28 protein-coding genes and 2 pseudogenes are annotated in these 25,817 nt (G+C 59.5%); 14 read left to right on the forward strand and 16 right to left on the reverse strand.

The annotated features are described in order from the left end of the window. Positions 1-150: 150 nt before the first annotated feature. Positions 151-690: a hypothetical protein gene (locus tag EV130_RS03905; protein ID WP_342635790.1), complete on the reverse strand. Its 540-nt coding sequence runs from the start codon at positions 688-690 to the stop codon at positions 151-153. A gap of 249 nt (positions 691-939) precedes the next feature. Between EV130_RS03905 and EV130_RS03910 the strand changes: the two genes are divergently transcribed. Beyond that, the gene (locus tag EV130_RS03910; RefSeq protein WP_132659326.1) at positions 940-1,356 is read left to right on the forward strand and encodes a nucleoside deaminase; all 417 of its coding nucleotides are present in this window, start codon (positions 940-942) and stop codon (positions 1,354-1,356) included. Positions 1,357-2,125: 769 nt separating this feature from the next. On the opposite strand, the gene EV130_RS33965 is transcribed toward EV130_RS03910, so the two are convergent. Beyond that, the gene (locus EV130_RS33965; RefSeq protein WP_342635791.1) at positions 2,126-2,518 is read right to left on the reverse strand and encodes a hypothetical protein; all 393 of its coding nucleotides are present in this window, start codon (positions 2,516-2,518) and stop codon (positions 2,126-2,128) included. A gap of 383 nt (positions 2,519-2,901) precedes the next feature. Here EV130_RS33965 and EV130_RS03930 point away from each other — a divergent pair, with 383 nt between their 5' ends. Genes EV130_RS03930 through EV130_RS03955 form a run of 6 tightly spaced genes read left to right on the forward strand, consistent with a single transcriptional unit; the run spans position 2,902 to position 9,351 of the window. Continuing rightward, positions 2,902-3,912, forward strand: a complete 1,011-nt coding sequence (locus EV130_RS03930; RefSeq protein ID WP_132659328.1) for a LacI family DNA-binding transcriptional regulator — start codon at positions 2,902-2,904, stop codon at positions 3,910-3,912. A 24-nt stretch (positions 3,913-3,936) separates the two neighbouring features. Next, the gene (locus tag EV130_RS03935) at positions 3,937-5,214 is read left to right on the forward strand and encodes an ABC transporter substrate-binding protein (protein WP_132659330.1); all 1,278 of its coding nucleotides are present in this window, start codon (positions 3,937-3,939) and stop codon (positions 5,212-5,214) included. 60 nt (positions 5,215-5,274) lie between these two features. After that, positions 5,275-6,126, forward strand: coding sequence for a carbohydrate ABC transporter permease (locus tag EV130_RS03940; RefSeq protein ID WP_074064156.1), 852 nt, complete (start codon positions 5,275-5,277; stop codon positions 6,124-6,126). Beyond that, complete coding sequence (locus EV130_RS03945; protein ID WP_074064157.1) at positions 6,123-6,953, forward strand: carbohydrate ABC transporter permease; 831 nt, start codon at positions 6,123-6,125, stop codon at positions 6,951-6,953. The genes EV130_RS03940 and EV130_RS03945 overlap by 4 nt, the downstream gene beginning before the upstream one ends. 36 nt (positions 6,954-6,989) lie before the next feature. Beyond that, on the forward strand, positions 6,990-8,048 hold the full coding sequence (locus EV130_RS03950) for an ABC transporter ATP-binding protein (RefSeq protein ID WP_132659332.1): 1,059 nt from the start codon (positions 6,990-6,992) through the stop codon (positions 8,046-8,048). Positions 8,049-8,067: 19 nt separating this feature from the next. Beyond that, complete coding sequence (locus EV130_RS03955) at positions 8,068-9,351, forward strand: MGH1-like glycoside hydrolase domain-containing protein (protein WP_132659334.1); 1,284 nt, start codon at positions 8,068-8,070, stop codon at positions 9,349-9,351. A gap of 246 nt (positions 9,352-9,597) precedes the next feature. On the opposite strand, the gene EV130_RS03960 is transcribed toward EV130_RS03955, so the two are convergent. The 6 genes from EV130_RS03960 to EV130_RS03985 are packed head-to-tail and all read right to left on the reverse strand — an operon-like array spanning position 9,598 to position 16,369. Next, complete coding sequence (locus EV130_RS03960) at positions 9,598-10,860, reverse strand: MFS transporter (RefSeq protein WP_342635796.1); 1,263 nt, start codon at positions 10,858-10,860, stop codon at positions 9,598-9,600. A 21-nt stretch (positions 10,861-10,881) separates the two neighbouring features. After that, complete coding sequence (locus EV130_RS03965) at positions 10,882-12,318, reverse strand: M81 family metallopeptidase (protein ID WP_132659338.1); 1,437 nt, start codon at positions 12,316-12,318, stop codon at positions 10,882-10,884. 25 nt (positions 12,319-12,343) lie between these two features. Then, positions 12,344-14,260: a beta-N-acetylhexosaminidase gene (locus EV130_RS03970; protein WP_132659340.1), complete on the reverse strand. Its 1,917-nt coding sequence runs from the start codon at positions 14,258-14,260 to the stop codon at positions 12,344-12,346. A gap of 29 nt (positions 14,261-14,289) precedes the next feature. Continuing rightward, the gene (locus tag EV130_RS03975) at positions 14,290-15,066 is read right to left on the reverse strand and encodes an SDR family oxidoreductase (protein ID WP_132659342.1); all 777 of its coding nucleotides are present in this window, start codon (positions 15,064-15,066) and stop codon (positions 14,290-14,292) included. 25 nt (positions 15,067-15,091) lie between these two features. Next, the gene (locus EV130_RS03980) at positions 15,092-15,955 is read right to left on the reverse strand and encodes a MurR/RpiR family transcriptional regulator (protein ID WP_074064164.1); all 864 of its coding nucleotides are present in this window, start codon (positions 15,953-15,955) and stop codon (positions 15,092-15,094) included. A gap of 24 nt (positions 15,956-15,979) precedes the next feature. Continuing rightward, a complete protein-coding gene (locus EV130_RS03985; RefSeq protein WP_074064165.1) occupies positions 15,980-16,369 on the reverse strand; it encodes a RidA family protein in 390 nt (129 codons plus the stop codon). A gap of 109 nt (positions 16,370-16,478) precedes the next feature. Between EV130_RS03985 and EV130_RS03990 the strand changes: the two genes are divergently transcribed. The 3 genes and pseudogenes from EV130_RS03990 to EV130_RS33970 all read left to right on the forward strand — a co-directional run. Beyond that, positions 16,479-16,964: a hypothetical protein gene (locus tag EV130_RS03990; RefSeq protein WP_074064166.1), complete on the forward strand. Its 486-nt coding sequence runs from the start codon at positions 16,479-16,481 to the stop codon at positions 16,962-16,964. A 30-nt stretch (positions 16,965-16,994) separates the two neighbouring features. Next, positions 16,995-18,470 (forward strand): M81 family metallopeptidase, encoded by a 1,476-nt coding sequence (locus EV130_RS03995; protein ID WP_132659344.1) that lies wholly within the window; start codon positions 16,995-16,997, stop codon positions 18,468-18,470. Then, positions 18,471-18,693, forward strand: a pseudogene (locus tag EV130_RS33970) (D-TA family PLP-dependent enzyme); the annotation flags it as partial. A 204-nt stretch (positions 18,694-18,897) separates the two neighbouring features. Here the strand turns inward: EV130_RS33970 and EV130_RS04000 are convergent. Then, positions 18,898-19,086, reverse strand: a pseudogene (locus EV130_RS04000) (zinc-dependent alcohol dehydrogenase); the annotation flags it as partial. A gap of 280 nt (positions 19,087-19,366) precedes the next feature. Between EV130_RS04000 and EV130_RS04005 the strand changes: the two are divergent. Then, the gene (locus EV130_RS04005; RefSeq protein ID WP_074064169.1) at positions 19,367-19,675 is read left to right on the forward strand and encodes a hypothetical protein; all 309 of its coding nucleotides are present in this window, start codon (positions 19,367-19,369) and stop codon (positions 19,673-19,675) included. A gap of 41 nt (positions 19,676-19,716) precedes the next feature. Here EV130_RS04005 and EV130_RS04010 read toward each other — a convergent pair whose 3' ends face one another. Next, positions 19,717-20,205: a MarR family winged helix-turn-helix transcriptional regulator gene (locus tag EV130_RS04010; RefSeq protein ID WP_132548934.1), complete on the reverse strand. Its 489-nt coding sequence runs from the start codon at positions 20,203-20,205 to the stop codon at positions 19,717-19,719. Between the two features lie 89 nt (positions 20,206-20,294). Here EV130_RS04010 and EV130_RS04015 point away from each other — a divergent pair, with 89 nt between their 5' ends. Continuing rightward, the gene (locus EV130_RS04015) at positions 20,295-20,591 is read left to right on the forward strand and encodes a DUF3861 family protein (protein ID WP_165918484.1); all 297 of its coding nucleotides are present in this window, start codon (positions 20,295-20,297) and stop codon (positions 20,589-20,591) included. A 1-nt stretch (position 20,592) separates the two neighbouring features. Continuing rightward, positions 20,593-21,126, forward strand: a complete 534-nt coding sequence (locus EV130_RS04020; protein WP_132659348.1) for an antibiotic biosynthesis monooxygenase — start codon at positions 20,593-20,595, stop codon at positions 21,124-21,126. Positions 21,127-21,228: 102 nt separating this feature from the next. Here the strand turns inward: EV130_RS04020 and EV130_RS04025 are convergent, their stop codons facing one another. Both EV130_RS04025 and EV130_RS04030 read right to left on the reverse strand, forming a co-directional pair. Then, a complete protein-coding gene (locus EV130_RS04025) occupies positions 21,229-22,020 on the reverse strand; it encodes a DUF1236 domain-containing protein (RefSeq protein ID WP_132548925.1) in 792 nt (263 codons plus the stop codon). A gap of 119 nt (positions 22,021-22,139) precedes the next feature. Then, a complete protein-coding gene (locus tag EV130_RS04030; protein ID WP_132548922.1) occupies positions 22,140-22,535 on the reverse strand; it encodes a DUF1236 domain-containing protein in 396 nt (131 codons plus the stop codon). Between EV130_RS04030 and EV130_RS04035 the strand changes: the two genes are divergently transcribed. Continuing rightward, positions 22,516-22,950, forward strand: a complete 435-nt coding sequence (locus EV130_RS04035; protein WP_132548919.1) for a hypothetical protein — start codon at positions 22,516-22,518, stop codon at positions 22,948-22,950. The two genes, EV130_RS04030 and EV130_RS04035, sit on opposite strands and share 20 nt — an antisense overlap. A gap of 118 nt (positions 22,951-23,068) precedes the next feature. Here EV130_RS04035 and EV130_RS04040 read toward each other — a convergent pair whose 3' ends face one another. From EV130_RS04040 to EV130_RS04055, 4 genes are all read right to left on the reverse strand, one after another. Beyond that, complete coding sequence (locus EV130_RS04040) at positions 23,069-23,512, reverse strand: PPC domain-containing DNA-binding protein (RefSeq protein ID WP_074064176.1); 444 nt, start codon at positions 23,510-23,512, stop codon at positions 23,069-23,071. A gap of 232 nt (positions 23,513-23,744) precedes the next feature. Continuing rightward, positions 23,745-24,479 carry a hypothetical protein gene (locus tag EV130_RS04045; protein ID WP_132548916.1) on the reverse strand — a complete coding sequence of 245 codons (735 nt, stop codon included), beginning with the start codon at positions 24,477-24,479 and terminating at the stop codon, positions 23,745-23,747. 80 nt (positions 24,480-24,559) lie between these two features. Further along, on the reverse strand, positions 24,560-25,105 hold the full coding sequence (locus EV130_RS04050) for a GXWXG domain-containing protein (RefSeq protein WP_132549977.1): 546 nt from the start codon (positions 25,103-25,105) through the stop codon (positions 24,560-24,562). 398 nt (positions 25,106-25,503) lie between these two features. Beyond that, complete coding sequence (locus tag EV130_RS04055; RefSeq protein WP_132548913.1) at positions 25,504-25,764, reverse strand: hypothetical protein; 261 nt, start codon at positions 25,762-25,764, stop codon at positions 25,504-25,506. Between the last annotated feature and the right edge of the window lie 53 nt (positions 25,765-25,817).

The raw sequence follows: 25,817 nt of genomic DNA on the forward strand, positions 1-25,817 counted from the left end.
TACTATGCCCGGCCCGTCTTGGATTTGCCTGCTGTAGATCCATACGCCGGCCGGCAGTGTGGAGCTTGGACCAATGACCCCGCGCTGCTCACTTTAGACGGCCAAGAAACGACACCAGCCGTCACAGTGTCTCTCGGCAAAGGTGGAGGCTCAACGTCGCCGCAATTCCAGTTGAGTGGTGACAATCGACTTCCCAGATGCCGGATCTCGGTCGATCGTTCGAATTCGAAGACCGTCCTCGCCCACCTTCTCGATCGTCATCTTCGCTTGGCGATCCCCATAGATCTTGTTGGCCCAGGTAACATCCAGTTTAATCGTATTCCCGTCTCGGCTGCCCACGAGTTTGGACGGTTTGCCAGACGCTCCGACATAAATACCGGAATATGCTTCTCCAGACGCCTTGACTTTGGCGGTAAAGCTGCGCGTGACAACGGCGAATGCTCGGCACGAGCCGTTCATCGAGAAGCTGGACAAATTGGCATCGGATTGCATTTTGCACGAGACATCAACCTTGCTTCCGCCGAGCTTTGTCAGGACCGCTCCACCGCCCGTCCACTGCCCTTCGATCGACTTCAAGAAGTCTTCTTCAGAAGCGGACGCGTTCGAAAAAAGACAGGTGGCACAAGTTAGGGCGATGGCGGAAAAAACTCGCATGGCGGCAGAATCCTGATGTTTGAAAATGACGAACATCCGAACGACCAGCTTGTTCCACTCGTCGCCACAGGCAGCTTTTAATCACGCTGAAGCAGGACGTCTTTCTCGGCAATTCAAACGGGGCGGCTTGCCTGCCATTTTTGAGTAAAGCTCAGGACTCACTGCTTGAAACCAGAAGATGACGGTTGCAGCGATGCAGATCACCGATCTTCAATCTGATTTGCAATCCTTGGAAATCCCTTCGATCCGAGGGAAGATCATCCCGCTCTAGCCTTGGGGGTTCTCATGGAAAATCACGAACCGTTTGGCTCGGTACTGGTAAAGGACGGCGAAGTCATCTTACGCGCCGAAAATAGCGTCTTCACCGGCCACGATATGACAAATCACGCCGAGATGAACCTGGTTAAACAGGCGGCGCAGCATTACGACCCTGCTTTTCTCGCTGACTGCACGCTCTACACCAGCACTGAGCCGTGCGCGATGTGCTCCGGGGCGATCTACTGGTCGGGTATCGGGCGGATGGTGTTTGCGTGCTCCGAAACGCGGCTTGGCGAGATTGCTGGGATCGGGTTGAACGTGCCTAGCCGGGCGGTGTTGCAGACCGGTGCGCGTGCCGTCACCGTGGTTGGCCCGACGAACCTCGAAGGCGAAGCCGCCGAAGTCCACCAGGAATTCTGGCCGAAGCATCTGGGCAAGGTTTAGGCTCAGGGCTCATTGATCAGAGCCAGAAGATGACGGCGGCTGCGATGCAGATGGCCGAGAAGAAGGTGTGGGCGCATGTGTCGTAGGGGGTGGCGATGCGCTGCCAGTCCTTGAGCTTTGCAAACAGGTTCTCGACCTTGTAGCGTTGACGATAGAGGGCGGTGTCGTAGGCGTATGGAACTTTTCCGGCTTCGGCTCGACGGGATGCACGCTTCGATGCCCCTGGCTTCGAGTTCCTCTCGGAACCAGGCGCTGTCCTTGCCGCGATCGGCGATCGGCTGAGAGGCCGGTGGGAGCGCGCCGAGCACGATACCGACGCCCTTGTGGTCGCTCATCTGGCCTTCCCACAGGAGCAGGATGCTCGGCCCTGCCTTTCGCCGTCACAAACGATGTGAAGCTTCGAGTTCAGACCGTTCACCCCATACGGATAGGGAAGATCGTTTTTTAAGGGGCTCTCCGCGGTGCGGTTGGCCCTCAGATGCGTCGCGTCGATCATGATACGCCTCGGGTCTCAGACCTTTGCCGGCGAGCCCGGCGAAGATGCGGTCGAACACCATCCGGCTCCAGCGGATGAAGCGGTTATAGAGCGTCTTATGCGGACCGTAGCCGGTCGGCGAGTCCTTCCACTGCAGTCAATTGCGGATCACATAGACGATGCCACTGACGACTCGCCGGTCATCAACCGCGGCATCAATGGGAGTTATTAGGTCCTGAACTAGCGCCGTAAGGTTCCCCTCTGGGCTTTCATGTTGGCTGTTCAGCGGCAATATCAGGGACGACTAAAGGGTTTGCCTTCTTCATCCTTGAGGTTCAGACGCTCGACCAATTCTTCGGCATCCTCTTCGGTGAGCATATCCATGACCACTCCATCGATTACGACCGCCTGGCCGGTCACTGCATCGACAACCGCCCAATAGTTGTTGAGGTTCTTGCGACGGCTATAGCGCCCACTTGCCATGAGGTGCGTCTTTGGGTGCTGTTGCCCGGCCTCGGCCCTTCTTTTTTCTTCTGCATTAAGGATGATCATCAGGTCAGTCGCGACGTCATGAGGCAACCGATTGAGAATCGTCCCGTGCATCTCTGCCGTTCTTCCCTCGTGGTAGTCGATGACATGCCACGTGCCGTCAGAATTCTCCTCTAAACCGTACCGCTTGTAGACCATGGTCGCCTCAGAGTTGACTTTAATACACCTAACGTCGACCTGGAGCGTTTGTTGCAAATGCCGAGCGATTGGCCGGATGTGCAGCTTCCTAGCACCGTCCTAAAGGTGCGGCCCGGAGATTTGCAAAGGGGTAGCAAGCCGCTTGCGGAGCGGGAAAGCGAGCATTTTCCTCGACATCAACCTCTTCATCGACACCTGCGTCCGGGTTTTCCATGTCTGCTTGGCCGCGGCAGGCAATGCGCCTCGGTCCCCATCCGTTTGATCGATGAGTCCACGAACTTGCCGGCCCACTCAGCACTGCCAGTCGCCGTTTTCCAAAACGTTTTGGCTTGATACCCAAAACGTTTTGGTTCATATTGAACACATGTCTGGGAGGTACAGGGTTGTCCAATCTGAAGCAGTTGGCCCAGTCGCTCGGCCTTTCGATCACGACGGTTTCGCGCGCGCTCGACGGCTATGCGGACGTCTCGCCGGCAACCCGAGAGCGCGTGCGGCAAGCAGCAGCGCTCACCGGTTATCGCCCCAATGCTTCTGCACGACGCCTTCGCAAACAGCGCGCCGAACTTGTCGCCGTGACACTGCCGAGCGATCCGGGCCAGATCGGTCCGCCGCATTTTCTCGATATGCTCTCGGGCTGCGCAGAACATCTTGCGACCGCCGGCCTCAACCTTGTGATTGCCCCTGTGCCGCGCGGCGAGAGCGAGCTCGACATGTGCCGCCGCTTCGTCGACGGGCAAAGGGTCGATGCGATGCTGCTCGTGCGCACGAAACGCAGGGACGAGCGGGTGGAGTTCCTTCAGGCGCGAGGCATTCCGTTCGTCACCAACGGCCGGACCGAGTCGGTGGTGCCGCATCCCTATCTCGACGGCGACGGCTTTGCTGGGTTTCAGGCGGCAAGCCTTCGCTTTCATGCCGACGGTCATCGTCGGATCGCTCATATTGCCGGTCCCCAGGACTATTATTTTGCCCACGTCCGCTGCATGGGCTGGCAGGCAGCCATGGAAGAAAGTGGCCTTTCGAGCGAACTTTGTGCCGAAGGTGCGCCGACCGAGCAGGGTGGATACCTGGCGGCGCTGGAATTACTGCGTCATCCGCGTCGACCAACTGCCATCGTCTGCGCGACAGACGAAATGGCGATTGGGGCCCTGCGGGCGCTTCGTGAAATTGACGGCGGCGAGACGATCAGCATCGTCGGCCATGACGATCTACCAACCGCTGCCTATACCAGCCCACCGCTTTCCACGATGCGCATGGCGGGCGACAATCTTGGCCGCAGCTTTGCCTCGCTGCTGCTTCGCGCCATTGCCGGCGAGCCTTCGGAAGAACTTCAGGAACTGCACCCGATCGAATTCGTCGACCGCGAGAGCCACCGGCGGGCACCGCCAAATGCATAGAGAAGAACCAAAGAGGAGGAGAAAATGAAACGTCTAGCGTCACTTGGAATTCTGGCATCGACCGTCTTTCTGGCCGTAACGCCGGTGCTTGCCGACACGGTGTTCCTGTCAACGCAACTTCGCCCGATCGCAGAAGCGACCGTGGTTCGCGAAGAACTGCTCAAGGGCGTCCAGAACCCGGTCGACTACGTGGTCGAGGAGCCGCCGCAATTTGCGGTTCGCATGGAGGCCGAGCGCCAGGCTGGAACGCACACGATCAGCCTTGTCGGCGCTTTGCACGGCGAGCTGTCGCCGCTTGCCGACAACGACGGCCTTGAGCCCCTCGACGACATCGCCAAGACGCTCGCATCCAAAGGCATGCCGCAACCTCTGCTTGATCTCGGCAAGCTTGGCAAGTCCAGCCAGCAATATATCCCCTGGATGCAGGCGACCTATGTCATGGCCGCCAGGAAGGAAGCCCTGCAATATCTTCCCCAAGGCGCGGATGTGAACAAGCTCACCTACGATCAACTGACTGAATGGGGAAAGAAGATGCAGGAAGCGACCGGCCAGCCGCAGATCGGCTTTCCTGCCGGGCCAAAGGGACTGATGTCCCGCTTCTTCCAGGGCTACTTCTATCCCTCCTTCACAGGCGGCGTCGTACGGCCGTTTAAAAGTGCTGACGCTGCGGCCGGCTGGGAGAAGCTGAAGGAGCTCTGGTCGGTGGTCAATCCGAACTCCACGAACTACGACTTCATGCAGGAGCCTCTGCTTGCCGGCGAGGTCATGGTCGCCTGGGATCACGTTGCCCGCCTCAAGGAGGCGATCTCCTCCGAGCCCGATCAGTATGTCGTCTTCCCTGCTCCGGCCGGGCCTAAAGGCCGCGGTTACATGCCCGTTGTCGCGGGCCTCGCCGTTCCGAAGGGAGCCCCAGACAAGGCAGGCGCGATCGCCGTCATCGAACACCTGACCACCCTCGACACGCAATTGCTGACAGCGCAGAAGGTGGGGTTCTTTCCGACACTTGACGCCAAGCTGCCCTCCGACATCGATCCCGGTGTAGGTCTGCTCGCGGCTGCCGTCAACGCAACCCAGGCCGCGCCGGACGCGCTGATTTCGCTACTTCCCGTCGGCCTTGGCGACAAGGGGGGCGAGTTCAACAAGGTCTATATGGACAGCTTCCAGCGGATCATCCTCCAAAACGAAGCCGTCGGCGACGTCCTGAAGGCGCAGGGCGCAACGCTTGCAAAGCTGATGTCCGATACCAAGGCCCCGTGCTGGGCGCCCGACACCAAAAGCGACGGAGCCTGCCCTGTCGAATGAGCTTTCGGCCCCGGCGCTAGCGCCCGGGCCGCTTCCAGATGAGCCGCAAAGCGAAAGCCAATGCCGAACAACCGCACCTGGATCCCCTATCTGCTGATCTTGCCCTCGGTGGCGTTCCTGGCGCTGCTTTTCGTCGTGCCGCTTTTGCAGACGATCTGGCTTGCCGTCTCCGACAATGGCACGCCCTCGTTTGCCAATGTCCAGCGTATGGTGGGTGACCTCAACTTTACGCGCTCGGTACAAAACACGTTTCTTCTGACGCTTGCCGTTGTGCCGGTGCAGATCGTCATTGCTCTCGCCATGGGAACGATGGTCGCGAAAGTGGCAGCGGGCCGGGAAACGATCCTGTGGATCTGGACCATTCCGCTCGCCATTTCCGATCTTGCAGCCGGTCTCGTCTGGTTGTCGATCCTGCAGAACAGCGGTTATCTCAATTCCTTCCTTTACGGCCTGGGCATCATCGAACGGCAGGCGAGCTGGCTTTCCTACCAGACGCCGTTCGCACTTTTTCTCGGCATAGCCGCCGCCGAAATATGGCGAGGAACAGCGATCGTCATGGTCGTCATTGTTGCCGGTCTCAACCAGGTGCCGAAGGAATACCGGGAAGCGGCAGAAATCTTCGGCGCAGGCCCGTGGACGCGCTTCTTCCGCATCACCTTGCCGCTCATCCGGCCGGCGCTGCAGTCGGCGCTCATCCTGCGCACCGTCTTGGCCTTCGAGGTTTTTGCCGTTGTCTATGCTCTTGGCGGCCGTAATTTCCCGGTGCTCGTCGGAGAGGCCTACAATTGGCAGAACCAGAACCAGAATTATGGAGTTGCTGCAGCCTACGCGGTTCTCATCATGCTCATCTCGCTTGCGGCCACCATGTTCTACCTAAAGGCCATCAAGGTCGATCCGGAGCGTCTTCCATGAGCACGACCCGCGCCGCAAATTTCGTTTCGTCCCGCCGCATTCTGCTCTGGAGCGGGATCGGCGCGCTTTGCGCCTGGGTGCTGGTGCCGATCTATCTAATCGCGCTCGGCGCCTTCGGCGGACGCAGCGCCGTTTACCTCTGGCCGAAGACCGGTCTGCCGACAGGCCTTTCCTTCGAGCCCTTCCTGCTTTTTCTGAGGACGGAAGGCGTCCTCGGTTCCTTCCTGAACTCACTCGGGGCCGCAGCGATCACGGTTGCCCTATCCCTGCTTCTCGGAACGCCCGCCGGCTATGCGCTCGCACGCTATAATTTTCACGGCAAGGATTCCTTCCGGCTCATGGTCCTTTTGACCCGCGCCTTTCCTTTGGCAATTCTTGCGCTGCCGCTGACCGTTTCCTACATCCGTCTCGGCCTTTATGATACGGTAACGGGCGTCGGGCTCGTCCATACCGTCCTTGCCCTGCCTTTCGCCGTGCTGGTGACGCAAGGCATCTTTCTTGGCGTTCCGAGGGAACTTGAGGAAGCGGCATGGGTCTTCGGCTGCTCGCGCATCCAGGCATTCTTCAAGATCGTCGCTCCGCTCGCCCTTCCAGGTATCGCCGCGACTGCCGTCTTTGCCTTCGTCATCTCCTGGAACGAGGTTTTCGCCGCGTCCGTGCTCACCGTCAGAAACCGGACGCTGACGGCCTATCTGCTGACCGTTCTGGCGGAAAGCCCGATGCATTACCGCTTTGCGGGCGGCCTCATGCTCATCCTGCCCTCCGTGGTCTTCATCTTCGCTGTCAGGCGCTATCTCTTCGCGATCTGGGGCATTTCATCCAAGTGACGGTCATCCACCCATCCAAGTAACGGGAACAGTTTCATGGCCAACATCGTCATCGACCGCATCCGGAAGAACTTCGGAGCCTTCCAAGCGCTGAAGGAGGTCTCGCTGACAGTCAACGACGGGGAGTTCGTTTCCCTTCTCGGCCCCTCTGGCTGCGGAAAGACGACGCTGCTGCGCATCATCGCCGGTCTTGAATCCGAAAGCGCCGGCGACATTCGGATCGGTGACCGCTCGGTGGCCGGGCTTCAGCCGAAGGACCGCGGCCTTGCCATGGTCTTTCAGAACTACGCTGTCTTCCCACATATGACGGTGTTTGAAAATGTCGCCTTCGGCCTCAGGATGCAAAAGGCCGATGAGGCGCGCGTCAGCCAGCAGGTCCAGAAAGCAGCAGCTCTTCTGCATATCGAGCCCTATCTCGACCGCTACCCGAACAAGCTGTCGGGCGGCCAGCGCCAGCGGGTTGCCGTTGCTCGGGCCCTCGCTGTCGAGCCGAAGGTCCTGTTGATGGATGAGCCGCTTTCCAATCTCGATGCGCTGCTGCGCCTGGAAATGCGAACCGAACTCAAGACGGTCCTGCAGTCCTCCGGCACGACGACGATTTATGTGACGCACGACCAGACGGAGGCGATGGGTCTTTCGGACCGGATTGCCGTCATGCACGACGGCGAGATCGAGCAGGTTGGCGATCCCGTCGACATCTACAACCACCCCGCCACGCGGTTCGTCGGCGGCTTCATCGGCAATCCGCCAATGAATTTCATCCACATGCCAGTGACCGGCGGGCACGTGATCGTGGGCAGCGAGCGTTTTCCGGTGCCGCCGGAATCCGGACCCGAAATCATCCTCGGGCTGCGCGGGGAAGCCGTGGTGCTTGCGCAAGCGTCGGAAGGATTTCAAATGCGCGTTCGCGTCGCCGAACCGATGGGATCGCATCTTCTTCTGACGGGATTGATCGAAAACCAGCCTGTTCGCGTCATCCTGCCGGCCACCGAAAAGGTCGCAAGCGGCGATGTCATCGGCTTGAAACCTGATCCCGCGCGCATTTCCTGGCTCGCACCCGATAGCGGCAAGGCCTACCTGGCGGCCGCTGCCTGACGAATATCTGGAGTATGGCATGACGAAATACATCGATGAAGCCAAGGCGATCCTGGCGGCGAATGACCGCGGCGGCTACACGGTACCGACCGACCGGCTTTATCCTTTTCAGTGGAACTGGGATTCGGCCTTCGTGGCCATGGGGTTTGCCACCTACGACATCGATCGCGCCTATCGTGAACTCGAACGTCTGGCCGAGGGACAATGGGCCGATGGGATGATCCCACACATCGTGTTTCATCAGCCGAGCGACAGCTATTTCCCCGGCCCTGACGTCTGGCGCACGAACCATGTCATCCCGACCTCCGGCATCACGCAACCGCCGGTCTTCGCGATGGCTCTTCGAAAGATCTACGAAACGGCGGTCGCCGCCGGCTCTGACGCAAGCGATCGAACGCTTAAACTCTACGCAGTCGCCTTGAAGTGGCACCGGTGGTGGTACCGCGCTCGTGATCCGGAAGGCACCGGTCTCGTCGCCCTGTTGCATCCCTGGGAAAGCGGCAGCGACAACTCGCCCGCCTGGGACACTGCCTTGGCGCGTGTTCCGACGACAACCGAAACGCCAGTCGTGCGAAAGGACATTGGGCACGTAAACCCGCAAATGCGCCCGCGCGACGAGGACTATGGCCGCTTCATCCATCTCCTAGATAGCTTTGCGGCCTGTGGCTGGGACCCGGTCCAGCAGTGGCAAAAAACCACGTTCAAGATCGCCGATATCCAGACCAGCGCGATCCTGCTGAAGGCCGGAGAAGATCTGCATTATCTGGCAGGTGTCCTCGGGCGCGGAGGCGAATCCGATGAGATTGCAGCGCTGAACGAGCGCACCCGGCAGGCCCTGAAGACGCAGTGGCGTCCTCGTCTTTCGCGTTTCGTCTCGCGGGATCTGCTGGCCGGTGAGGATGTCGCGGCAGCCACGCAGGCCGGCTTCATTCCTCTTCTTGCGCTCGACCTTGACGAGGCGACGGCCGGCGCTGCGGCCGCCGAAATGCGCAGATGGTGCAAGGGGATGAAAGTCGTCTTCCCCACGACCGAACCCACTTCCGCGAGTTTCGAGGCTAAGCGCTATTGGCGCGGTCCGGCCTGGGCGATCATCAACTGGCTCCTGATCAAGGGATTATACCGCAACGGCCACGCAGGACTTGCAGAGGAACTGCGCCAATCGACGATCAGCGCGATCGAGACCGAAGGCTTTGCCGAATATTTCGATCCGACAACCGGCGAAGGATGCGGTGGGCTCGGATTCTCATGGACGGCAGCGGCTTATATCGCTCTTGAAAAGGAGGACAGTTCCGCAATGAAGTAGGAGCCAGGACCACCCTCCTTGTCGGGGACCCGGCTCGATGCCCCGACATGGCCATGCCGCGTCAAGATCCTCGATCCTGGCCGATTAGGATGAAAATCCCGCAAAAACGGAAGCTTGCCAATCCTGCTCCGGTGGTTCAAGCGCCTTGCTTTGCTGTCAATCAGGTCAAGGCGACTGGTGGGAGAGCGGCCTCGCCTCATGCTTGGCGTAGGCGCCGTCCTTCTTCATCGGGCGGTAAGTCCTCTATCAAACAGCCCTGAGCCTGGTGCTGCGGTAAATCAGAAGCCCAATTCCGACGAGACCGAAGAGCGCACCAATAATGGAGGTCCCGGAATAGGTCGTGGTGGAACTGCCGATGGCGAAGACGAGTGCGCTCACGCCGGCGCTGAGGAAAATGTTGACGGATATCAGGGCGCTGCCGAGACCTGGCCGCTCTTCAATGAGGTCCTGAAGGTAGGTGATGGGGATGCTGATCAGCGCTGCAGCGCCGATACCGCTGATGATCGTCAGGGCGTAAGCATGCCAGGGCTCTGAAGCAAGGCCGAGCAGCAACAGGTAGGTGGCATATATGATGGTGCCGGTGACCAGTGCTGCAACCTGCCCCATCTGCCTAAGAAGTCGCGCCCAGACGATGATGAAGATGATCTCGAGGAAGGCAACGATACCGACGAGAACGCCGACATCGCTGACTGTCCCGTGAACCGCTCCGGTGACGATCAAGGGCAGGATCGCACCGTTGACATGGAGCGTGCTCGTGATGAGTGCAACGGCAATCAGGGGCGTGAAAATCTTCGGCGAAACCACTTCGGCGAGAGCTGCAAGATGAGAGAGGTGATGCGTCGCTGCATTGTCCGTGCCCTTCTGGGGCGGCAGGAATGCGCTGATCAGGGCAAAACATAATACGCAGGAGAGACAGGCGAAAAGATAGGCGGGAAGCATGCTCGTCGACGCGGAAAGCAGGGCGCCTGTCATGCCAGGTACCAGCACCCACGACAGCGAAATCATAGCCCGGACGCCTGAGTTGACGGTGTTGACCTCGCTTTTGGGCATTCCGGCGGTGGCGGCCCGGACATTGGCAAAAAGCAGGGAGTTGAGCGAACCATAGATTGGTAGCAACAGAAGCGAGCAGGTGATGAAGCTCGTCTGGGTCGGAAGGAAATATATCGCGCCATAGCCGAAAATGCCAAAACTGGCGGCCACCAGCATCATCGAACGATATTCGCCGAGACGGTCGGCAAGGTTGCCAAGCAGGATGCTGACCAGGACATTGACCGCCGCGGCCGCAAAGATCAGGGCTGAATAAAGACCGTTGCTCAATCCCAGCTCGCGAATGCCGACGACGGATTGATAGGGCGATGTTGTCGCTCCCGCAAACCCGAACAAGAAAATGGCAATCATGCTGACGCGAATTGCCGGACTGCGAAGGACATCGGGAAGAAAGCGGTTCATGCGGCTATCAGCGAAAGGAATGATCTGGCGGTCGGGCGGCCTGCGTTCTGGCCGTGCCAGGCGATTTGTTGACGCAAAATGTCAGTCCTGCCAGCGCGCCGAGAGTCGCGCCTGCGGTTGGTAGACGAAATTGCGGTCGAACGGGAAGATCGGCCGGGTTCGGCGATGGCTGGCTAGACTTTCGATGTCCTGGTTTACGACGCCCGCAGTCAGTGCCATGAGGTTCGGATTGGCAATCGGCGCAAGCTCGGGCGAAAGATAGCCGGATTTCACGACAAGCAGCTGAACCGATCTGGGATCGAGCCCAAGGCGCGCGAAATCTGCGATGTTGTGATAGGGACGCCTGCGGGCGGCAAGCACCACCGTCACACCACGGGTGCGGATCACCGCCTGGCGTTCGGCCCCGGAGCCTGGATCGTCGAGCAGGATCACCTCGGCCTCAACGCGAACGGGAACGCTCGCCGGATCGAGGCTGCCGCCGATTGAGAGAGGCACGATCGCTCCCTTGCCTGCGGCAAAGCAGGCCTCGACCGCCGGCCGGTCGGTGATGCCGGCAAAGAGCGTGTTTTCGAACTTGCGGGAAAGAACGGCGCTCAGGACATCGGCCCGGTCGCCCACACCGCCGCCGGTCGGATTGTCCCCCGAATCTGCAAGAACGACCGGCGCAGTCTTCGTAGCTGCCGCGATATCAAGCATGTCGTCGAGCGGACCGGTGATCGGTCCGAAACGAAAATCCTTTCGGGCATTCCAATAGGCAAGCGCGATCTCCTGTGCGGCTTTTGCGCCAGCAGCTTTGTCCGATGCCGTCACCACGGCACAGGCCGTCGCCCGCGGCTCGTCGGCCCAGACATAGCCGATCATCAGATTGGCATCGAGAATGCCGTGGCGGCGGTCGAAGTCGGCAAGCCGCAGATTGAGGCCCTTTGCCGGCTCATCCTCAGTCGAAGTCCGCTCGCCTGGCCACAGGACAGGCACCGGCGCCCAGGCCACGCCCGGGCGGCTCCCGCTCGTAAGCGCGTCGACGAGCATAGACCAGGCGCGCACCATGGTTTCGCGCACGTCGACATGCGGCGCCGTGCGGTAGGCCGCGAAGATATCGAGCTGGTCGACGATCTTCTGGCTGACATTGCCATGCAGATCGTAGCTCGCGGCGACGATGCAGTGCGGGCCGACGACAGCCCGGGCCGCCGATATCCAGTCGCCTTCGGCGTCATCCACGCCCTCGACGTTCATTGCGCCGTGCATGGCGAGATAGAGACCGTCAAGCGGAATGGCCGCCTGCAGGCGATCGAGGAACTCCGTCTTGAACCCCTCGTAGGCGCCATGCGACACCGGTCCGCCGGGGATGGCACGCGCATGGAGAAGCGGGAGGTGATCGACCCCTTCCGTGTTCAGAAAGTTGAAATAGTCAGAACCGAGGAGATCTGCCCCGCGCATGACGCGAAAATCCTCCATTGCCATCAGCACCGGCGAATATGTGCTGCATTCCGTGTGAATTCCGCCGACCGCAATCCGCATCGCTACCGTCCTGGAGTTTGGGGGCCTAGAGTGCCGGGCTTAGAGGGACGATGGCCGCAAAGCGGTTCCAGTCCTTCTTGGCCTTCGGGGTCCACGCCGCTTCGGCGATCGCCGGAAGGCGCGGAAAGACCAGGCGGTTGAAGTAGCCGCGCGACAGAAAGTGTTCGGACCAGATGCAGGCTTGTACGCCCTTCATTTTGTCCTTGAGATCTTCGGGGAAATCCCCTTCCGCTTCATAGGCATAGGTATGTGCCGGCGGCACCGTGCCTGCCCAGCTCGCCCCCGGCTCCTGGAAGGCTTCTGCCTGCACCATGTCGAGATAATAGGCCTGTCCCGGCGTCATGACGACGTCGTAGCCCTCCCTTGCGAGGTCGATTCCGACCTGAGGATTTTCCCAGGCCATCAAGAGCGTGTCTTTCGCCGCGACGCCGCCCCCATGGGCCACCTCGTTCCAGCCGGCAAGCTTGCGTCCGCGCGTTGTGAGCATGTCCTTAATTCGTGTCAGGAAATAGGACTGCAGGCCGGAGGTACCGGAAATGCCTTCCTCGGCCATCAGCTTCTTTGCCAGCGGAGAGGCAAGCCATGAACCGTTCGCCACTTCGTCGCCGCCCACATGAATGTAGGAGGAGGGGAAGAGCTCGACCATCTCGTCAAAGACCTTCTCCAGGAATTCGTAGGTGAACGGCACGGCCGGGTTCAACGCGTTGTTCGGATAGCCCTGAACGGAGTGGTAGCTGTCCGGTGCCTCCTGACCATCGGTGAGTTCCGCGAGAGCGGCCAGCGTTGCGGCATTGTGGCCGGGAATATCGATCTCCGGCACGACTTCGACATTCAATGCCTGGGCATGGGCGACGATGTCGCGGATATCGTCTTGCGAGTAAAAACCGCCGACGGGCTCAGCGCCATTACCGAGCTGGGGCAGCAGCGGCTCGTCCGGACCACGCAGGACGCCGGTGGTGGTCAGCTGCGGATAGGCTTTGATCTCCAACCGCCACGCCTCGTCGTCGGTCAGGTGCCAATGAAAGATATTGAGTTTGAACCAGGCAAGGATATCGATCAGCCGCTTGACGTCGGCAACCGGATAAAACTGACGCGACACGTCGAGATGGCAGCCGCGCCAGCTGTAACGCGGCTTGTCGGAGATGCTGCCGGAGACCGGAAAACGGAACCTGCCCTTGGTCGTGCGCGCCCCGTTGAGCAACTGCGCAAGCGAGGTCAGCCCATACTGGCGCCCGGCCGCATCGCAATAGGAAAGCGTGACCTTGTCAGAGGCAAAGGTTAGCCGGTAACTCTCCGCATCGAGCCGGGCCTGGCGGTCGAAGACCAGCGGTCGGCCCTGCGCCGATGGTGACAGGCTGAAGACGGAATGGTCACTTTCAAAGAGCCGGCGCGAAAGGGAAATCACCATTGAAATCGAAAGCAGCTCGTCGCAGCTTGCGCCTTGCGGATAAAGCACGACAGGAAAGCTGTCGCCAGGCATTGCATCAATCTCTGCCGGCCATGGCTGGAGCGCGAAGGGAAGATCAAGGCGGCCCTCCGGCATCAGCACCGGCGGCGGCTCGCTCGGGCTGCCTTCGAGAAGCAGATCGGAGACGGCCACGTCGGCATGCGTGCCGTCGGCCAATGTCAGATAGGCGGATTTTGCCCCGTCCGTGCAGTGCTGCGCCTTGCGATGAAGGCCGGCTACCGTGAAGATCCAGCTCTGGCCGGGCGCAAGAAGGAATCCCGGCGGCGGCGAGAATTCATGGAAGTTCGCGTTGCGCCTTAGGAACTGGGCGTTCTGACAGGCTTCAGGGTCGCTCACTCGCGTCAGGGACGTAAAGACGAGCTTGAAACCGGAAAGCGGGCTTTCGGAGAGGTTGAACAGCGTGAAGGTGAACTGGCCGTTTGGCCCGCCCTTTGGGGTCCAGCTGTTTTCCAAGCGATAGTAAACCGGTTTCATGTCCTGTTCCTCTCTTTTGATTATGGATTTCAGTAATGGTCGGATTGCGAGAACGTGCGGGCGAGCTCGGCCTGGCCCGCCGTCAAGCCGCAATCCACGGGCAGGCAAACCCCGCTGATGGCTGCCGCCTGCGGTCCGGCCAAAAAGGCAACGGCATTGGCAACATCCTTGGGTTCGACGACCCGCTCGAGCGGATACCATCGCCGTGCCTCCTCGAAGACGTTGGGATTGGCAGCCGCGCGCTCTTCCCAGGCCCGGGTCCTGACCGTGCCGGGGGCGACAGCATTGGAGCGGATGCCGAACTTGCCATACTCGACGGCCACCAACCGGGTGAAGTGGAGAAGCCCCGCCTTCGCCACGCTATAGGCTGGATGACCGAAAACGTTGATGCCGTTGACGGAGGCGATGTTGATGACCGAGCCTTTGGAGACCTTCAGCATGTTCTCGACAGCGCGAAAGCATAAGAATGCAGCTTCGAGGTTGAGGGCATTATCCATGCGCCAGATGGCAGGCGTGGTATCACGAAGGCTGACAGCGCGTGCCGCGCCGGCATTGTTGACGAGCGTCTGCAACTGTCCGAGTTCGGCGCAATGCGTTGCAAGACGAAAAACGCTCTCCTCGCTGGTGACGTCGCACCCGGCCGCAATAAAACGGCTTTGCGGACCAAGCGTGGCGGCAACGGCCGCAGCCGCATCAAGGTCGATGTCGGCAAGCAGGACGATGTCATGGTCGTCGGCGAGCCTGGCGGCGATCGCAGCGCCGATGTCTCCAGCAGCTCCCGTCACGATAGCGACCGATTGCGTCATGCTTCATCCTTCCCTTTGCACGTCCTCAGTCTCCGAGGAGCTGACGGTCGTCGCCATCGCGGTGGGCGACCAATTGTTGCTTGATGCGTCTTAGCGTTGCCGCCGCCTTTGGCTGGATGGCATAGGCGACAAGGCTCGCGATGATGTCGACGGTTGCGATATAGGCGATGCGCGTCGAGGTGGGGCGGAATATATTGTTTCCTTCGGGCAGATCGACCGGCACGACGATCTCGGCCGCCGTTGCCACCGGGCTTGCGGTCTGCGTCAGTGCAATTGTCGTGACTTTGGCTTCGCGCGCCAGCCCGAAAGCGCGAACAAGTTCGGCATTGCGCCCCGAAAAGGACGAACCGATCACCACGTCGCCCGCGCGCGCTGCCGCCGCCATCATCAGCTGCATGCTGTGGTCCGAGCTTGCCGTGATGCGCAGGCCCAGGCGGAAGAGGCGGTTTTGGAACTCGTCGGCGATCATTGAGGAATTGCCACCTGAACCGAAGGCATAAATCATATCCGCCTTGGCGATCCGGTCGGCGGCGCGTCCGATTGAGGCGATGTCAAGCGAGCGGTGCAGGAGGAACAGCGCGTTCTGGGCCTTGGTGATGATGTCCTGCGCCACGTCGGCGGGATCGCTGCTTTTGGACTCGGGCTTCAGATAGCGGACGCCAATATGGGCCGTGCGGGCGAGTTGTACCTTGAAGTCAGAGAAACTTTCGCAGCCGAGCCGGCGGCAGAAGCGCGTAACGGTCGGCGGCGAAACCTCGGCTTTTTCCGCCAGCTCGATGATGGAGGCGTTCACGGCAAATTCGAAATCGTTGACGATGATTTCGGCAATGCGGTTCTCCGATGGAGAGAGGCGACCCTTGTCTTCCTGCAATGTGGAAAAGATATCCAACCGATCCTCCCGGTGATGTCGCCGCTACTGGTCTTTCTTTTTATAGGCGACGCAGTCGATCTCTACCTTGCAATCCACCATCATTGAAGATTGCACGCAGGCGCGTGCCGGGGGATGCTCGCCGAAATACTCCTGATAGACCTTGTTGAAGGTCCAAAAATCGCGGGGGTCGTCGAGCCAGACGCCGACGCGCACGACATCCTCGACGCCGTAGCCGGCCTCTTCGAGGATCGCTAGCACATTGGCAATTGTCTTATGCGTCTGAGCGATGATGTTGCCCTCGACGATCTCGCCGTTTTGCATTGCAACCTGACCGGAAACATAGAGCCAGCCATCGGCTTCGACGGCGCGCGCAAACGGCAGGGACTTGCCGCCGGCGCCGGTTTGAACAGTGCCATAGCGCTTCATGTGCATTCCGGATCCTTGCAAATTATTTTCTTGATAAGTTGACAAGTGACCATAGAAAGCGGAATTTGGCCAGAGAAAAACGCGATTTATGAAAAGAATTTAAATAAGGGCGAGCATGCGCGATCCTTTCAAGAATCCCTTCCCGTCGTCCGACGCAGCCCGGCACTCCATCTGGGAAATGCTCGTTTCGCGCGACATCGAGGCGTTCTTGGCTGGCGATTGGTCGATGGTTGAAAACGACTTCGTGGAAGATGGTTTCATCGGGATCGATGGTCGCAAGCAGTTGAGCCCGGATAAATGGCGGCTTGCCTTTCCGAGCCTTGCCGCCTATCGCGACGAGTGGCTGCGGCAGGCCAGGGCGTTTGCCAAGGAAAGTCTTGCGGAAGACGCCCGCACTGCAATTTTCGCTACGACGACGCTCGAGGATATCGAAATCGAAGGCGGTATGGCGCTGGTGCGCAAGAAGTTCGATGGCGGCATTGCCAAGACCGACGGCAGCCGCGATGTCATGCAGTGGCAGACGCTCTATTACTGCCGGCTTCACGAGGGGCGCTGGAAGATCTCGGGGTTCACCGGCTATCTGCCGAATCCGATGGGTTGAGGCGGTGTCGAAAACATAAAGGCCAATCTCTTGCGCATTTTCACGGCAGCTCTGGCGACCGAGACCAACACCTTCTCACCAATTTGTGTCGACCGGCGGGCTTTCGAGGCTTCGCTTTACGCACCACCGGGACAGCACCCAGAAACGCCGACGCTTTGCACTGCCCCGATCACCGTCGGCAGGCGTGTGGCCGCGGCAAAGGGCTGGGACCTGATTGAAGGGACGGCAACCTGGGCGGATCCGGCCGGGCTCGTCAACCGTTCCACCTATGAAGATTTGCGCGACGAGATACTTGCTCAGCTGCGTGCCGCGATGCCGGTTGACGCGGTCGTCCTCGGGCTGCACGGAGCCATGGTGGCGGCCGGATACGAAGATACCGAAGGCGACATTCTTGCGCGCATCCGCGAGATCGTGGGACCTGATATTCTCGTCTGCGCCGAGCTCGACCCGCACAGCCATCTGACCGCAAAGCGCGTGGCGGCCCTCGACTTTGCCGTCTACTTCAAGGAATTCCCGCACACGGATTTCGTCGAGCGCGCCGAAGATCTGTGGCGCATCGCCGTCGATACGCTTGAAGGCAGGGTAAAACCTGTCGTTTCCGTCTTCGATTGCCGAATGATCGACGTCTTCCCCACGTCGCGCGAACCGATGCGCTCCTTCGTCGACAGGATCATCGAGATCGAAAGGGACGACCCTGAAGTCCTGTCGATTTCCGTTGTTCACGGCTTCATGGTCGGTGACGTTCCCGAAATGGGAACGAAGATGCTGGTGGTGACGGATGACAAGCCGGAAAAGGGAGCAGCGCTTGCCCGCGACCTGGGCCTTGAACTGTTTGGCAAGCGCGGAACTTTCATGGCACCTCAGATAAACGAGAAGGAAGCGGTCGCGCGCGCGCTGGCTGCCACCGCCTGGCCGGTTGTCATCGCCGATATCTGGGACAATCCGGGCGGCGGTACCGCAGGTGATGCAACCGTCATTCTCGAAGAATTGCTGAGCCATGGGGCAACGGATACGGCGATCGGCACGATCTGGGACCCGATGGCTGTGCAGATCTGTTTTGCGGCAGGGGAGGGCGCTGAGATTCCGCTTCGATTCGGTGCGAAATCGGCGCCCGGCACCGGAAATCCGATCGATGGAACAGTGACGGTCGTCAAGCTCGTGAGAGATGCCGAAATGCAGTTCGGCGAGAGCCTCGCACCCTTCGGCGATGCTGCTCATGTGGTTCTCAACGGCCTCGACATCATCTTGAACTCAACGCGTGCCCAGAGCTTTGATGCCAGCCTTTTTACAGTCATGGGCATTGATCCGACCAAGAAGAAGATCCTGGTCATCAAATCTACGAACCACTTCTTCGCGTCGTTTTCGAAGATTGCCACCGAAATCCTCTATTGTTCCGCGGGGACGCCATATCCTAACAATCCGGCCAAGACGCCCTATCGCCGGGCACCGAGAAACATCTGGCCGATGGTGGCCCACCCTCATGGAAATGAACGTGGATCCGCATAGATGCGGGAAAACCGGTTTGCCGCTGTCGCCGAGGTGGACGACGGGATCTGATCTTTCGACGCCGCGGCCGATCGCCGATGAAGACCGAATGACGGTAAACATCAGCCGGGTGCAATCCTACATGGATGCACACGACCTGCATTTGCGTGTGCATTCAAGACGCACAAAGTCCCCAACGCCTGCCGCAGCTCAGGTCGCCGCCCGGGCCATAGGCATCAATTGCCAGAAGGCCTTTCAGCGCATTTCGCCGAAGGCATCAGCGCATTTCGCCGAACGCAAGCCGCTTGGGGTCCTGGTCGAATGCGATACCGGCGGCGGACGCTGCGCGGTGCGATGGCGCGCCTCGTCGTCCTTTAATTGCGGATGAACGGCGCACCTCTAGGCCTGCCGCTTCAGTGTAGGACCCCGCCGGTGGTCTATCAGGTGATCAGGCCGTCAGATCGATGACGATACGGCCGTCGATCTTGCCCTGTTCCGTGCGATGGAAAATGGCGTTGATGTTTTCGAGCTTGTCCCAAGCGAAATGGGCCGAAACCTTGCCGTCGCCTGCAAAGGCCAATGCCTCCTCCAGGTCCTGCCGTGTGCCGACGATGGAACCGCGTACCGTGATGCGCTTGCACGCCATTATCCGCGTTCCTTGAGACCATTCTTTAGCGTGCGCCAGAAGATCGGTGAGACCTCCATAGGACGGGCATGACGTCGCAATGAAAACGCCTACAGATGCTACGCGACTGCGACTTGAAGGGCGTCTGCGGGTAAATGACGTGGGTATCGGGGACTTAGGTCTCAAGTGAAGGGAGCGATCAGACCAAGGTCCGACGTCCTGTCGCCAAGGAGCTGCTACAGTGCGTTTACAGGCAAGGCGCGCTGCCGCCACTGTTACGTCGGGGAGGCTCATGTCCCACGATATCATCACCGAAATTCGCGATGCGCGGAAAGAACTGTTGAGCCTGTCAATCAAAGATCGCGAGCGTCTGGTTCGCCGGATTGTGGACGAATTGCATGCGGTGCGAAGCAGCAACTTTTCCAACAGCCCGCTTTCCAACAGCACGGGCCTCGGCGACCTCGTCGCACGCACCTACGACACGATCCCGGAGATAGCGCGGATGGATGACAAGAATTTTGGAATGGTCCTCGACCAGTTCGCTGAACTGCTCGAGACGATTACGAGCATCGTTCGCCTGCCGACGGCTGTGCTGCACTAAGGCGAAGTGTGTTAGGGCAGCCGATGACGGGAACGTGGTTTTCACAAGGGGCGCGCGCTTCGAGAGTGGCTCGACCCGACGACGCCCGTCGTCTCGTCATCGCTCTCGGCACTGCTTTTGAGAGCAGACCGCATCTTCAGCAACATCACTAGCAGTTGCTCGCGCTCTCCAAGAGTGAGCGGGCCCAGCATGGTGGCGGAGAGTGCAGTCCGTCTCGCGCTTATCTGTCGAAACAGGTCATCTCCGGCATTGGTCAACGTCAGCAATGACAACCGGCGATCCCGCGTTGAGCGTTCGCGTCTGACAAGTCCCAGCGTTTCCAGCTCGGCGACAATCCTCGTTATTTGGGCCTTGTCGCGCCCGGAAAGCTGCGCCAACGCGAGCGTTCCGATACCGCTGTTGCGGCCGACAATGGCCACGACCTCGCTCTGAAACGGCGTCGGCTCTTCGCCGTCGATGGCCGCCGCGCGCAGTTGCATCCGGAATCGCCTGGAAATTTCGCTCAGCAGGTTGGTGATTTCTTCGCTCATAAAGCAGGGAATGTCGGAAAAGGTTGACAATGTCAATCGTTCGTAAGTAGGTGACTTTGTCAACCTATTTCGCGAACGGAGACTCGGCCTTGCCGCACACATACCATCTGACGCTCAAGCATCTTTCCGGCCAGCGAGAAAATCCCGTCGGAGAAACAGTGTACGAATCCAAATTCAACACCCACGACGACCTGACGAAGATCACAAAGAAGGAAAGGCGCAACGAGGGTCCCGAAGCCGAAGTCTTTGAATTCTGCGCCGGTCTCAAGCTCCTCATCGAGGTCACCATGAAGCATTGCGGCAATCCGAAATTCGCAGAATGTTTTCCCCATCTCGATACCTTCATCCTTGGCATTAAGGTGTCAGTCGGTACGGAGTGTGCGTGACATGGAACAGGTGACACGCATCATGCACCGTCGGGCCGATCCCGGCCGGGAGAAAGACTATGAGGAACTCGCAAGGGGCATGCTCGAGGCCTGCTCGCGCGCCAAGGGTTATCTGTTCTCCACGCTCATCCCTCCACGTGTCGAGGGCGAGGAGTTCCATGTCGTTCAGACCTTCGCGTCGCAGGCTGATCTTGATGCCTGGCGGCAGTCCCGGGCTGCCCATGAATGGCACGAACGCATCAACGAGGTCTGCGCACACACTCCAGAATACCGGACATTCAACACGGCCGATCTTTGGTTCTCGACGACGGGACTGACGGTTAACAACCAGCCGCCGCGCTGGCGCATGGCGATCGTGATCTGGATGGGCATCTTTCCCATCGCATCCTTCTACATATGGTTCCTGTTCCCCGTTCTGGAACCGGTGCCGTTCATCCCGCGCATGGTGATCTTTACAGCCTTGATCGTAATCACGATGTTTTTCGGCGCGTTGCCGTATCTACTTCGCTGGATGGGATGGTTCTTGCACAAGTAGAGCGGGCTAAATCGATCGCCTTTTCCCGTAACAGCGAACGAGCGTCAACAAGGTTTCTCTCGTCCCCCGGCCGGCTTTGCCGCCGGGGGACGTCGGTGCCGTTCAGGCGATGATGTAGACGATCTTGAACGTCGATGGTTCGACGATGACGATCCTGCCATCTGCCAGTATGAAGAAGCGGTAGCCTTCGTATTGCGGGACGATCTTGACGATCCGCGGCGGCAGCGGCTCAAGTCGGATCGTCTTTGGTATGGCTGTGCCAACCTCAACAGTGAAGTCGACCTCGCGAACCGGCTCGACATTGACTTCCTTCACGACCTGCTGGATTTCGGTCTTCTGTTCGACAGAGATATTGACATCGGTCTCAGTGGTCGTGGAAGTGGATTGGCCGGACGTTTCCGTCGACGGGCTTGCCCCCGTCGTGCCAGTCTCGCCCGATCCAGTGGCGTCGGACGGCTTGTCGGATGGGGCTTTTCCATCAGGCGAAGTTGTTTCGCCGGAGCTCTGAGTCGAGCTCTTTCCGCTTTCGCTTTCGGTTGCAGGCGCCTGCTGCGAAGTGGATCCCTCGGCAGGTTTCGTTGTGTCTTGCTGTTGAGTGGCAGGCTTATCAGTGCTTTGTGAAGCCGAGCCGGACGTTCCCGTTCCTCCGCTATCGGGTTGCTCGGTTGTGGCGTTGCCCGATCCTCCGGACGGGGCTTCTTGACCCGAGCCAGTGCTTGGCGCTTCTGTGCCTGACGGCTGCTGCGATGTTCCGGATTGCGGCTGTTCGCCTTGCGGCGCGCCTTTCTTGGGCAATATCGGGGTGGCATCCTGCGCGGCTGTTGAAATCAGACCAATTGGCGAAGCGCCAAGCGCGAGCGAGGCGAGCAGGGCAGGTAGGATCTTGCGGTTCATAGCTTTAACTCCCAGCCGAGGCCGCGCTCCGCCTCAGGGCAGCGCAGCACGGCGTCCTTGTGGTGTCTAGTTGGTTTTGAGTCTGCAGGTTGGATGCGCATGCGGGTCCAACCTTGTCGTCAGTTAACGATCTGTATGACCTTCCGCGAGGAGGGCTCCACAATCACACGCTGGTCGTTGACCACCGTATAGGCGTATTTAGGATCATCGGGCACCGGCGTGATTGCGACGGCCTCAGGCAGAGGTTGCCCGACGACGACCTTCTCCTTGATGACGACGGTGTCTGCCGGAGGAGGCGCTTCACGCACATAGGTCACAACCTTCGGCGGCGGCGGATCGAGCAGCGTCCCGACGACCGCACCTGCTGCGCCACCGACTGCGGCGCCGGCCGGACCGCCGACGATTGCGCCTGTGGCTGCACCGCCGACCGCGCCGTTAACCGTCGAAGACCCTGCAAGGGCAGCACCCGACATGAGGGCGATCGCGGTGGTAGAGATGAAGATTTTGCTAAACATTTTCTTCTCCATTTCCATGGCTGTCTTGGCAGCCTCACAGGGGAGCAAACGACCGCACCCAGCAGCAGTTCCCTCCCTCAGACCATTGGCCCGAAGCACTCAAGACTTTGGTCCGATTGGGTTTATTCAGGGCAGCTGGCTGCTCTCCAGGGATTTAGCGACGAACCCCTTTTGGTGGAAGGACAGGCAAGTAATGCTTTCAGGCAACGATGATCATGATGGCGAGGGCATTGAGACGTTTGAGCGAAAGCTTTCGGGTGAGTTGCGGCAGGCGTTGTCCAGATACCTCCGGGCCACCGTCGTCGTTTCCACGCCGTTGCTCTACAAGGCCATGCAATTGATCGGAACAGTCTTTATTGATGTCAGACTGGCTTGGCAGCAGCCAGCCGTTGTAGGCGCAATTCGATCCTGGTAAGCCAGAGCCCTGCGTGCCGCCAGGTGCCGCCTTTCAGCACAAGAGATGCATGATCGCCGAACATCGACCGAGCGAGCGCCGATCTACTCGTCGATGACCACCTGTTCCAGACCACCGTCTACAGGTCTATAAGGGCGATTCCGAGGTCTTCGCGCTTTCTGCGGCGGAAGCCGGCTGCGCCTTCGCGTATGATGATCTCCAGTGTAGGATGAACCGCGCCCTTGATAAGATGGCCGCCTCGGGTGGCTCCGTCTGGCAGGCCGAGGACGACATGCATATGCAGGCTGGCCTTGCCGTCGTCGCCGGTAGCAATGTCGCCAATGGCACTTAGGACCTCGGTCTGTTCCTCAACCGGGATTTCCTTATAATTCTTCGTCGCGAACTCGAAGAAGCCGAGCGTGGCGCTACTGAAGGCTCCGATAGCGGTTAGCGACGCGCCGCCGATCTTTTGCTCTTCGGCAAAGCGCGTTATTGCTTCGAAGGCCTCTTCGCCATCCTCGAGGACGAGCACAAAGTTTCGCTCGCGCCATGGATCACTTTCGGCAAGTTCCTTGCTCTTCATTTGCATTCTCCTCGGACGAATGAGATTTCCGTCGATGTCGTCGGCGTCATCGACGAGCGGATGCAGCTGCCAAAATCGGCAAGGAGTCGCGACGCCTTTAGCCGTTGCCGCCCATGCCGATATTCCCGCAGTGAGCGTCAAGCGGCCAGCTCAAAAAATGTGGGGGAGACGGCACAAACGTCCGGCTCCCTGTGTAGCATCGATCTGCGCCGACAGCGTCAAGAGCCCGAATTTATCGGCTGCGCGGGAAGGTCTGCCCCTGACGCAGCCCGCCCAGGTCCTGGCTCTGACGAAGTTCGCGCTCGGCAGGATCCTGCCCCTCGGCAACCGTTTGCTGATGACCGGTCGGCAGGATGTCGCTGTCCAGATGTTCGTCCACGGGAACTTCCTCATCGAGCTTATAGGCGCGCACGCGCGAAGGCGTCGATCCGCCGCCTCTCATGTACCGACCTGCGCTCGTGCGAGACCTTGCGGCGGCGTCGGGTTCGAACACATCGTCGCGAGAGCCGAAGGCCGCCTGGTCGCGGTCGGCATCTCCCAGCTCGTTCCGATTCGGCTGCATGACGTCCCAGCCCTCGCTGCGCCAAAGGTCGGCGCGCTCGTCCATGTCGATTGCTCCTTCATCGTCGAGTATGTCGTGGGCCGTCTCGTATGTGGCCTCGTCCACCGAAGCGGACACCAGGAAGCCACCGCGGCGAAGTCCTTCGGCATAAACGGCACGGTCCTCGTCCGGAAGAAGCCAGCCTTCAAGTCGATACCAGAACCGTCCGCGATCGTAGCCTTCGACTGTGGTCTTTTCGGCATCGGCTTCGTAGCCCGGCATCAGCCGGACGTCGGTGACGCCTGCTTCTTTCAGGCGCTCGACGGCATCCTCCGCTTCGCTTTGAGAGTCAAAGAACGCTGTCAGGACGCTTTTTGCTAGCTCGCCCGAGACCGGGGGGGCGCTATCGTTATAAAGATTGCTCATATGATCCTCCGATTTGCTGCTCGTCCTGCCAACGATCGGAGCCCGAAAAATGTTCCGGGCGGCGCAGCCCAAGCCATGCCCTACGTGCCTATTTCCTTCACTCTTCGAAGCCTGAAGAAATACCGACGTGGGTCCTCGCGCACGCACATCATCCCTACCAGGTCGCCATGGCCTGCAAGCCGGAAGTGGTCCACGATGGGCTGCTTGTCATAGATCATTGCCGCGCTCTCGACCTGTACGAGTGTTCGGAGCGTTATCGAGGCCGTTGTATCTTTTGCACGCAACGACTCCTGAAGATGCAGAAACAGGATCCTTGCAAGAGCCGTTCGTCCCAACGGTGCCGCCTTGATGGCGAGCCCGATGGGGATATAGCTGGGATCGATCGCCACAAGCCTTCCAGACCGCCGTTGGAAGAGCAAAGCATCCGCTCGCATGTCGGCATAAAAGCGCTTTCCGAACCAGTGCAAATTTTCGAGGACGCCATCCAGGGGATGACCGGAGGGGATGCCAACGCCTTTCCAAAGCCCGATCATGTGCCTTGGTTGGACAGGCTCCAGTGACTGCAACCAGGAAGCCATCTCCTTTTGCTGGTCGCCTCGCATGGAATCTCGTTGTCGGACGTTCATCTCGATCAAAATTAGAACAAGGTTCGGAATTTCAACATTCATGGATATCACGCGTCATGACGGATCGCCAAGAAAATGGCGCAACCAGTGGGCGTCATTCGTCCGCCTGATTGCGCAGCAGCTCTTCAATTTGTCGGGTGACCTTTCCGGGTTAGCTGATCGCGATCATCGGCGGTCGGTTAAGCCTACCGCCCGGGAGCTATGAATAGGCGACATTCGAATGCCTCGCGACGTTTCGCCAAAAGAATGCGCATCATCAATCGAAGGAACGACGCCATGCAGTGGTTCTGATGCATTAGGCAATGGCGAAAATTCGCCGATCACCCTGATGCTGCAGATTTTCTGGCCGGGGCGCAATTTTCGAACGCCCATCTCGCCAAGCCGGATGGTCTCCTCTTTCAGTGCTTCGTTCTGTGCATGCCGTCAGTTGCCGACCCTCTTTCATCGACACACTTCCAAGAACCGTCTTTATTCTTCTTCCATTTACTTCCTTCTTCGAGAGCGGCCATAAGTTTCACTACCAGTTCTGGATCGTCACCTTCTGGGACCATGCCAACCCTCATTTCGAATTTCGGTTTCTCCGAAATATCAACCCAGAACTTGTGCCCCTCGAACTCAAGGACAGTTTGGCCCGCTGGCAGTTTCGTTATCAGAGACACGAGTGTTTCCTCCCTTTCATTTAAGGCGTCGCTAATACTGCCATAAATTCGCC

It is taken from the genome of Rhizobium azibense (assembly GCF_004342325.1).
GTDB classification, from domain to species: domain Bacteria; phylum Pseudomonadota; class Alphaproteobacteria; order Rhizobiales; family Rhizobiaceae; genus Rhizobium; species Rhizobium etli_B.

Coding starts and splice junctions, on each gene's coding strand:
- EV130_RS03970 (WP_132659340.1), bottom strand. CDS start 14,260: ATGAAACCGGTTTACTATCGCTTGGAAAACAGCTGGACCCCAAAGGGC.
- EV130_RS04040 (WP_074064176.1), bottom strand. CDS start 23,512: ATGAAGAGCAAGGAACTTGCCGAAAGTGATCCATGGCGCGAGCGAAAC.
- EV130_RS04025 (WP_132548925.1), bottom strand. CDS start 22,020: ATGAACCGCAAGATCCTACCTGCCCTGCTCGCCTCGCTCGCGCTTGGC.
- EV130_RS04005 (WP_074064169.1), top strand. CDS start 19,367: ATGTCCCACGATATCATCACCGAAATTCGCGATGCGCGGAAAGAACTG.
- EV130_RS04035 (WP_132548919.1), top strand. CDS start 22,516: ATGAAGATTTTGCTAAACATTTTCTTCTCCATTTCCATGGCTGTCTTG.
- EV130_RS03910 (WP_132659326.1), top strand. CDS start 940: ATGGAAAATCACGAACCGTTTGGCTCGGTACTGGTAAAGGACGGCGAA.
- EV130_RS33965 (WP_342635791.1), bottom strand. CDS start 2,518: ATGGTCTACAAGCGGTACGGTTTAGAGGAGAATTCTGACGGCACGTGG.
- EV130_RS03985 (WP_074064165.1), bottom strand. CDS start 16,369: ATGCACATGAAGCGCTATGGCACTGTTCAAACCGGCGCCGGCGGCAAG.
- EV130_RS03975 (WP_132659342.1), bottom strand. CDS start 15,066: ATGACGCAATCGGTCGCTATCGTGACGGGAGCTGCTGGAGACATCGGC.
- EV130_RS04010 (WP_132548934.1), bottom strand. CDS start 20,205: ATGAGCGAAGAAATCACCAACCTGCTGAGCGAAATTTCCAGGCGATTC.
- EV130_RS04045 (WP_132548916.1), bottom strand. CDS start 24,479: ATGAGCAATCTTTATAACGATAGCGCCCCCCCGGTCTCGGGCGAGCTA.
- EV130_RS03955 (WP_132659334.1), top strand. CDS start 8,068: ATGACGAAATACATCGATGAAGCCAAGGCGATCCTGGCGGCGAATGAC.
- EV130_RS03935 (WP_132659330.1), top strand. CDS start 3,937: ATGAAACGTCTAGCGTCACTTGGAATTCTGGCATCGACCGTCTTTCTG.
- EV130_RS04020 (WP_132659348.1), top strand. CDS start 20,593: ATGGAACAGGTGACACGCATCATGCACCGTCGGGCCGATCCCGGCCGG.
- EV130_RS03945 (WP_074064157.1), top strand. CDS start 6,123: ATGAGCACGACCCGCGCCGCAAATTTCGTTTCGTCCCGCCGCATTCTG.
- EV130_RS03965 (WP_132659338.1), bottom strand. CDS start 12,318: ATGCGGATTGCGGTCGGCGGAATTCACACGGAATGCAGCACATATTCG.
- EV130_RS03990 (WP_074064166.1), top strand. CDS start 16,479: ATGCGCGATCCTTTCAAGAATCCCTTCCCGTCGTCCGACGCAGCCCGG.
- EV130_RS03940 (WP_074064156.1), top strand. CDS start 5,275: ATGCCGAACAACCGCACCTGGATCCCCTATCTGCTGATCTTGCCCTCG.
- EV130_RS04050 (WP_132549977.1), bottom strand. CDS start 25,105: ATGAACGTCCGACAACGAGATTCCATGCGAGGCGACCAGCAAAAGGAG.
- EV130_RS03950 (WP_132659332.1), top strand. CDS start 6,990: ATGGCCAACATCGTCATCGACCGCATCCGGAAGAACTTCGGAGCCTTC.
- EV130_RS04030 (WP_132548922.1), bottom strand. CDS start 22,535: ATGTTTAGCAAAATCTTCATCTCTACCACCGCGATCGCCCTCATGTCG.
- EV130_RS03905 (WP_342635790.1), bottom strand. CDS start 690: ATGTTCGTCATTTTCAAACATCAGGATTCTGCCGCCATGCGAGTTTTT.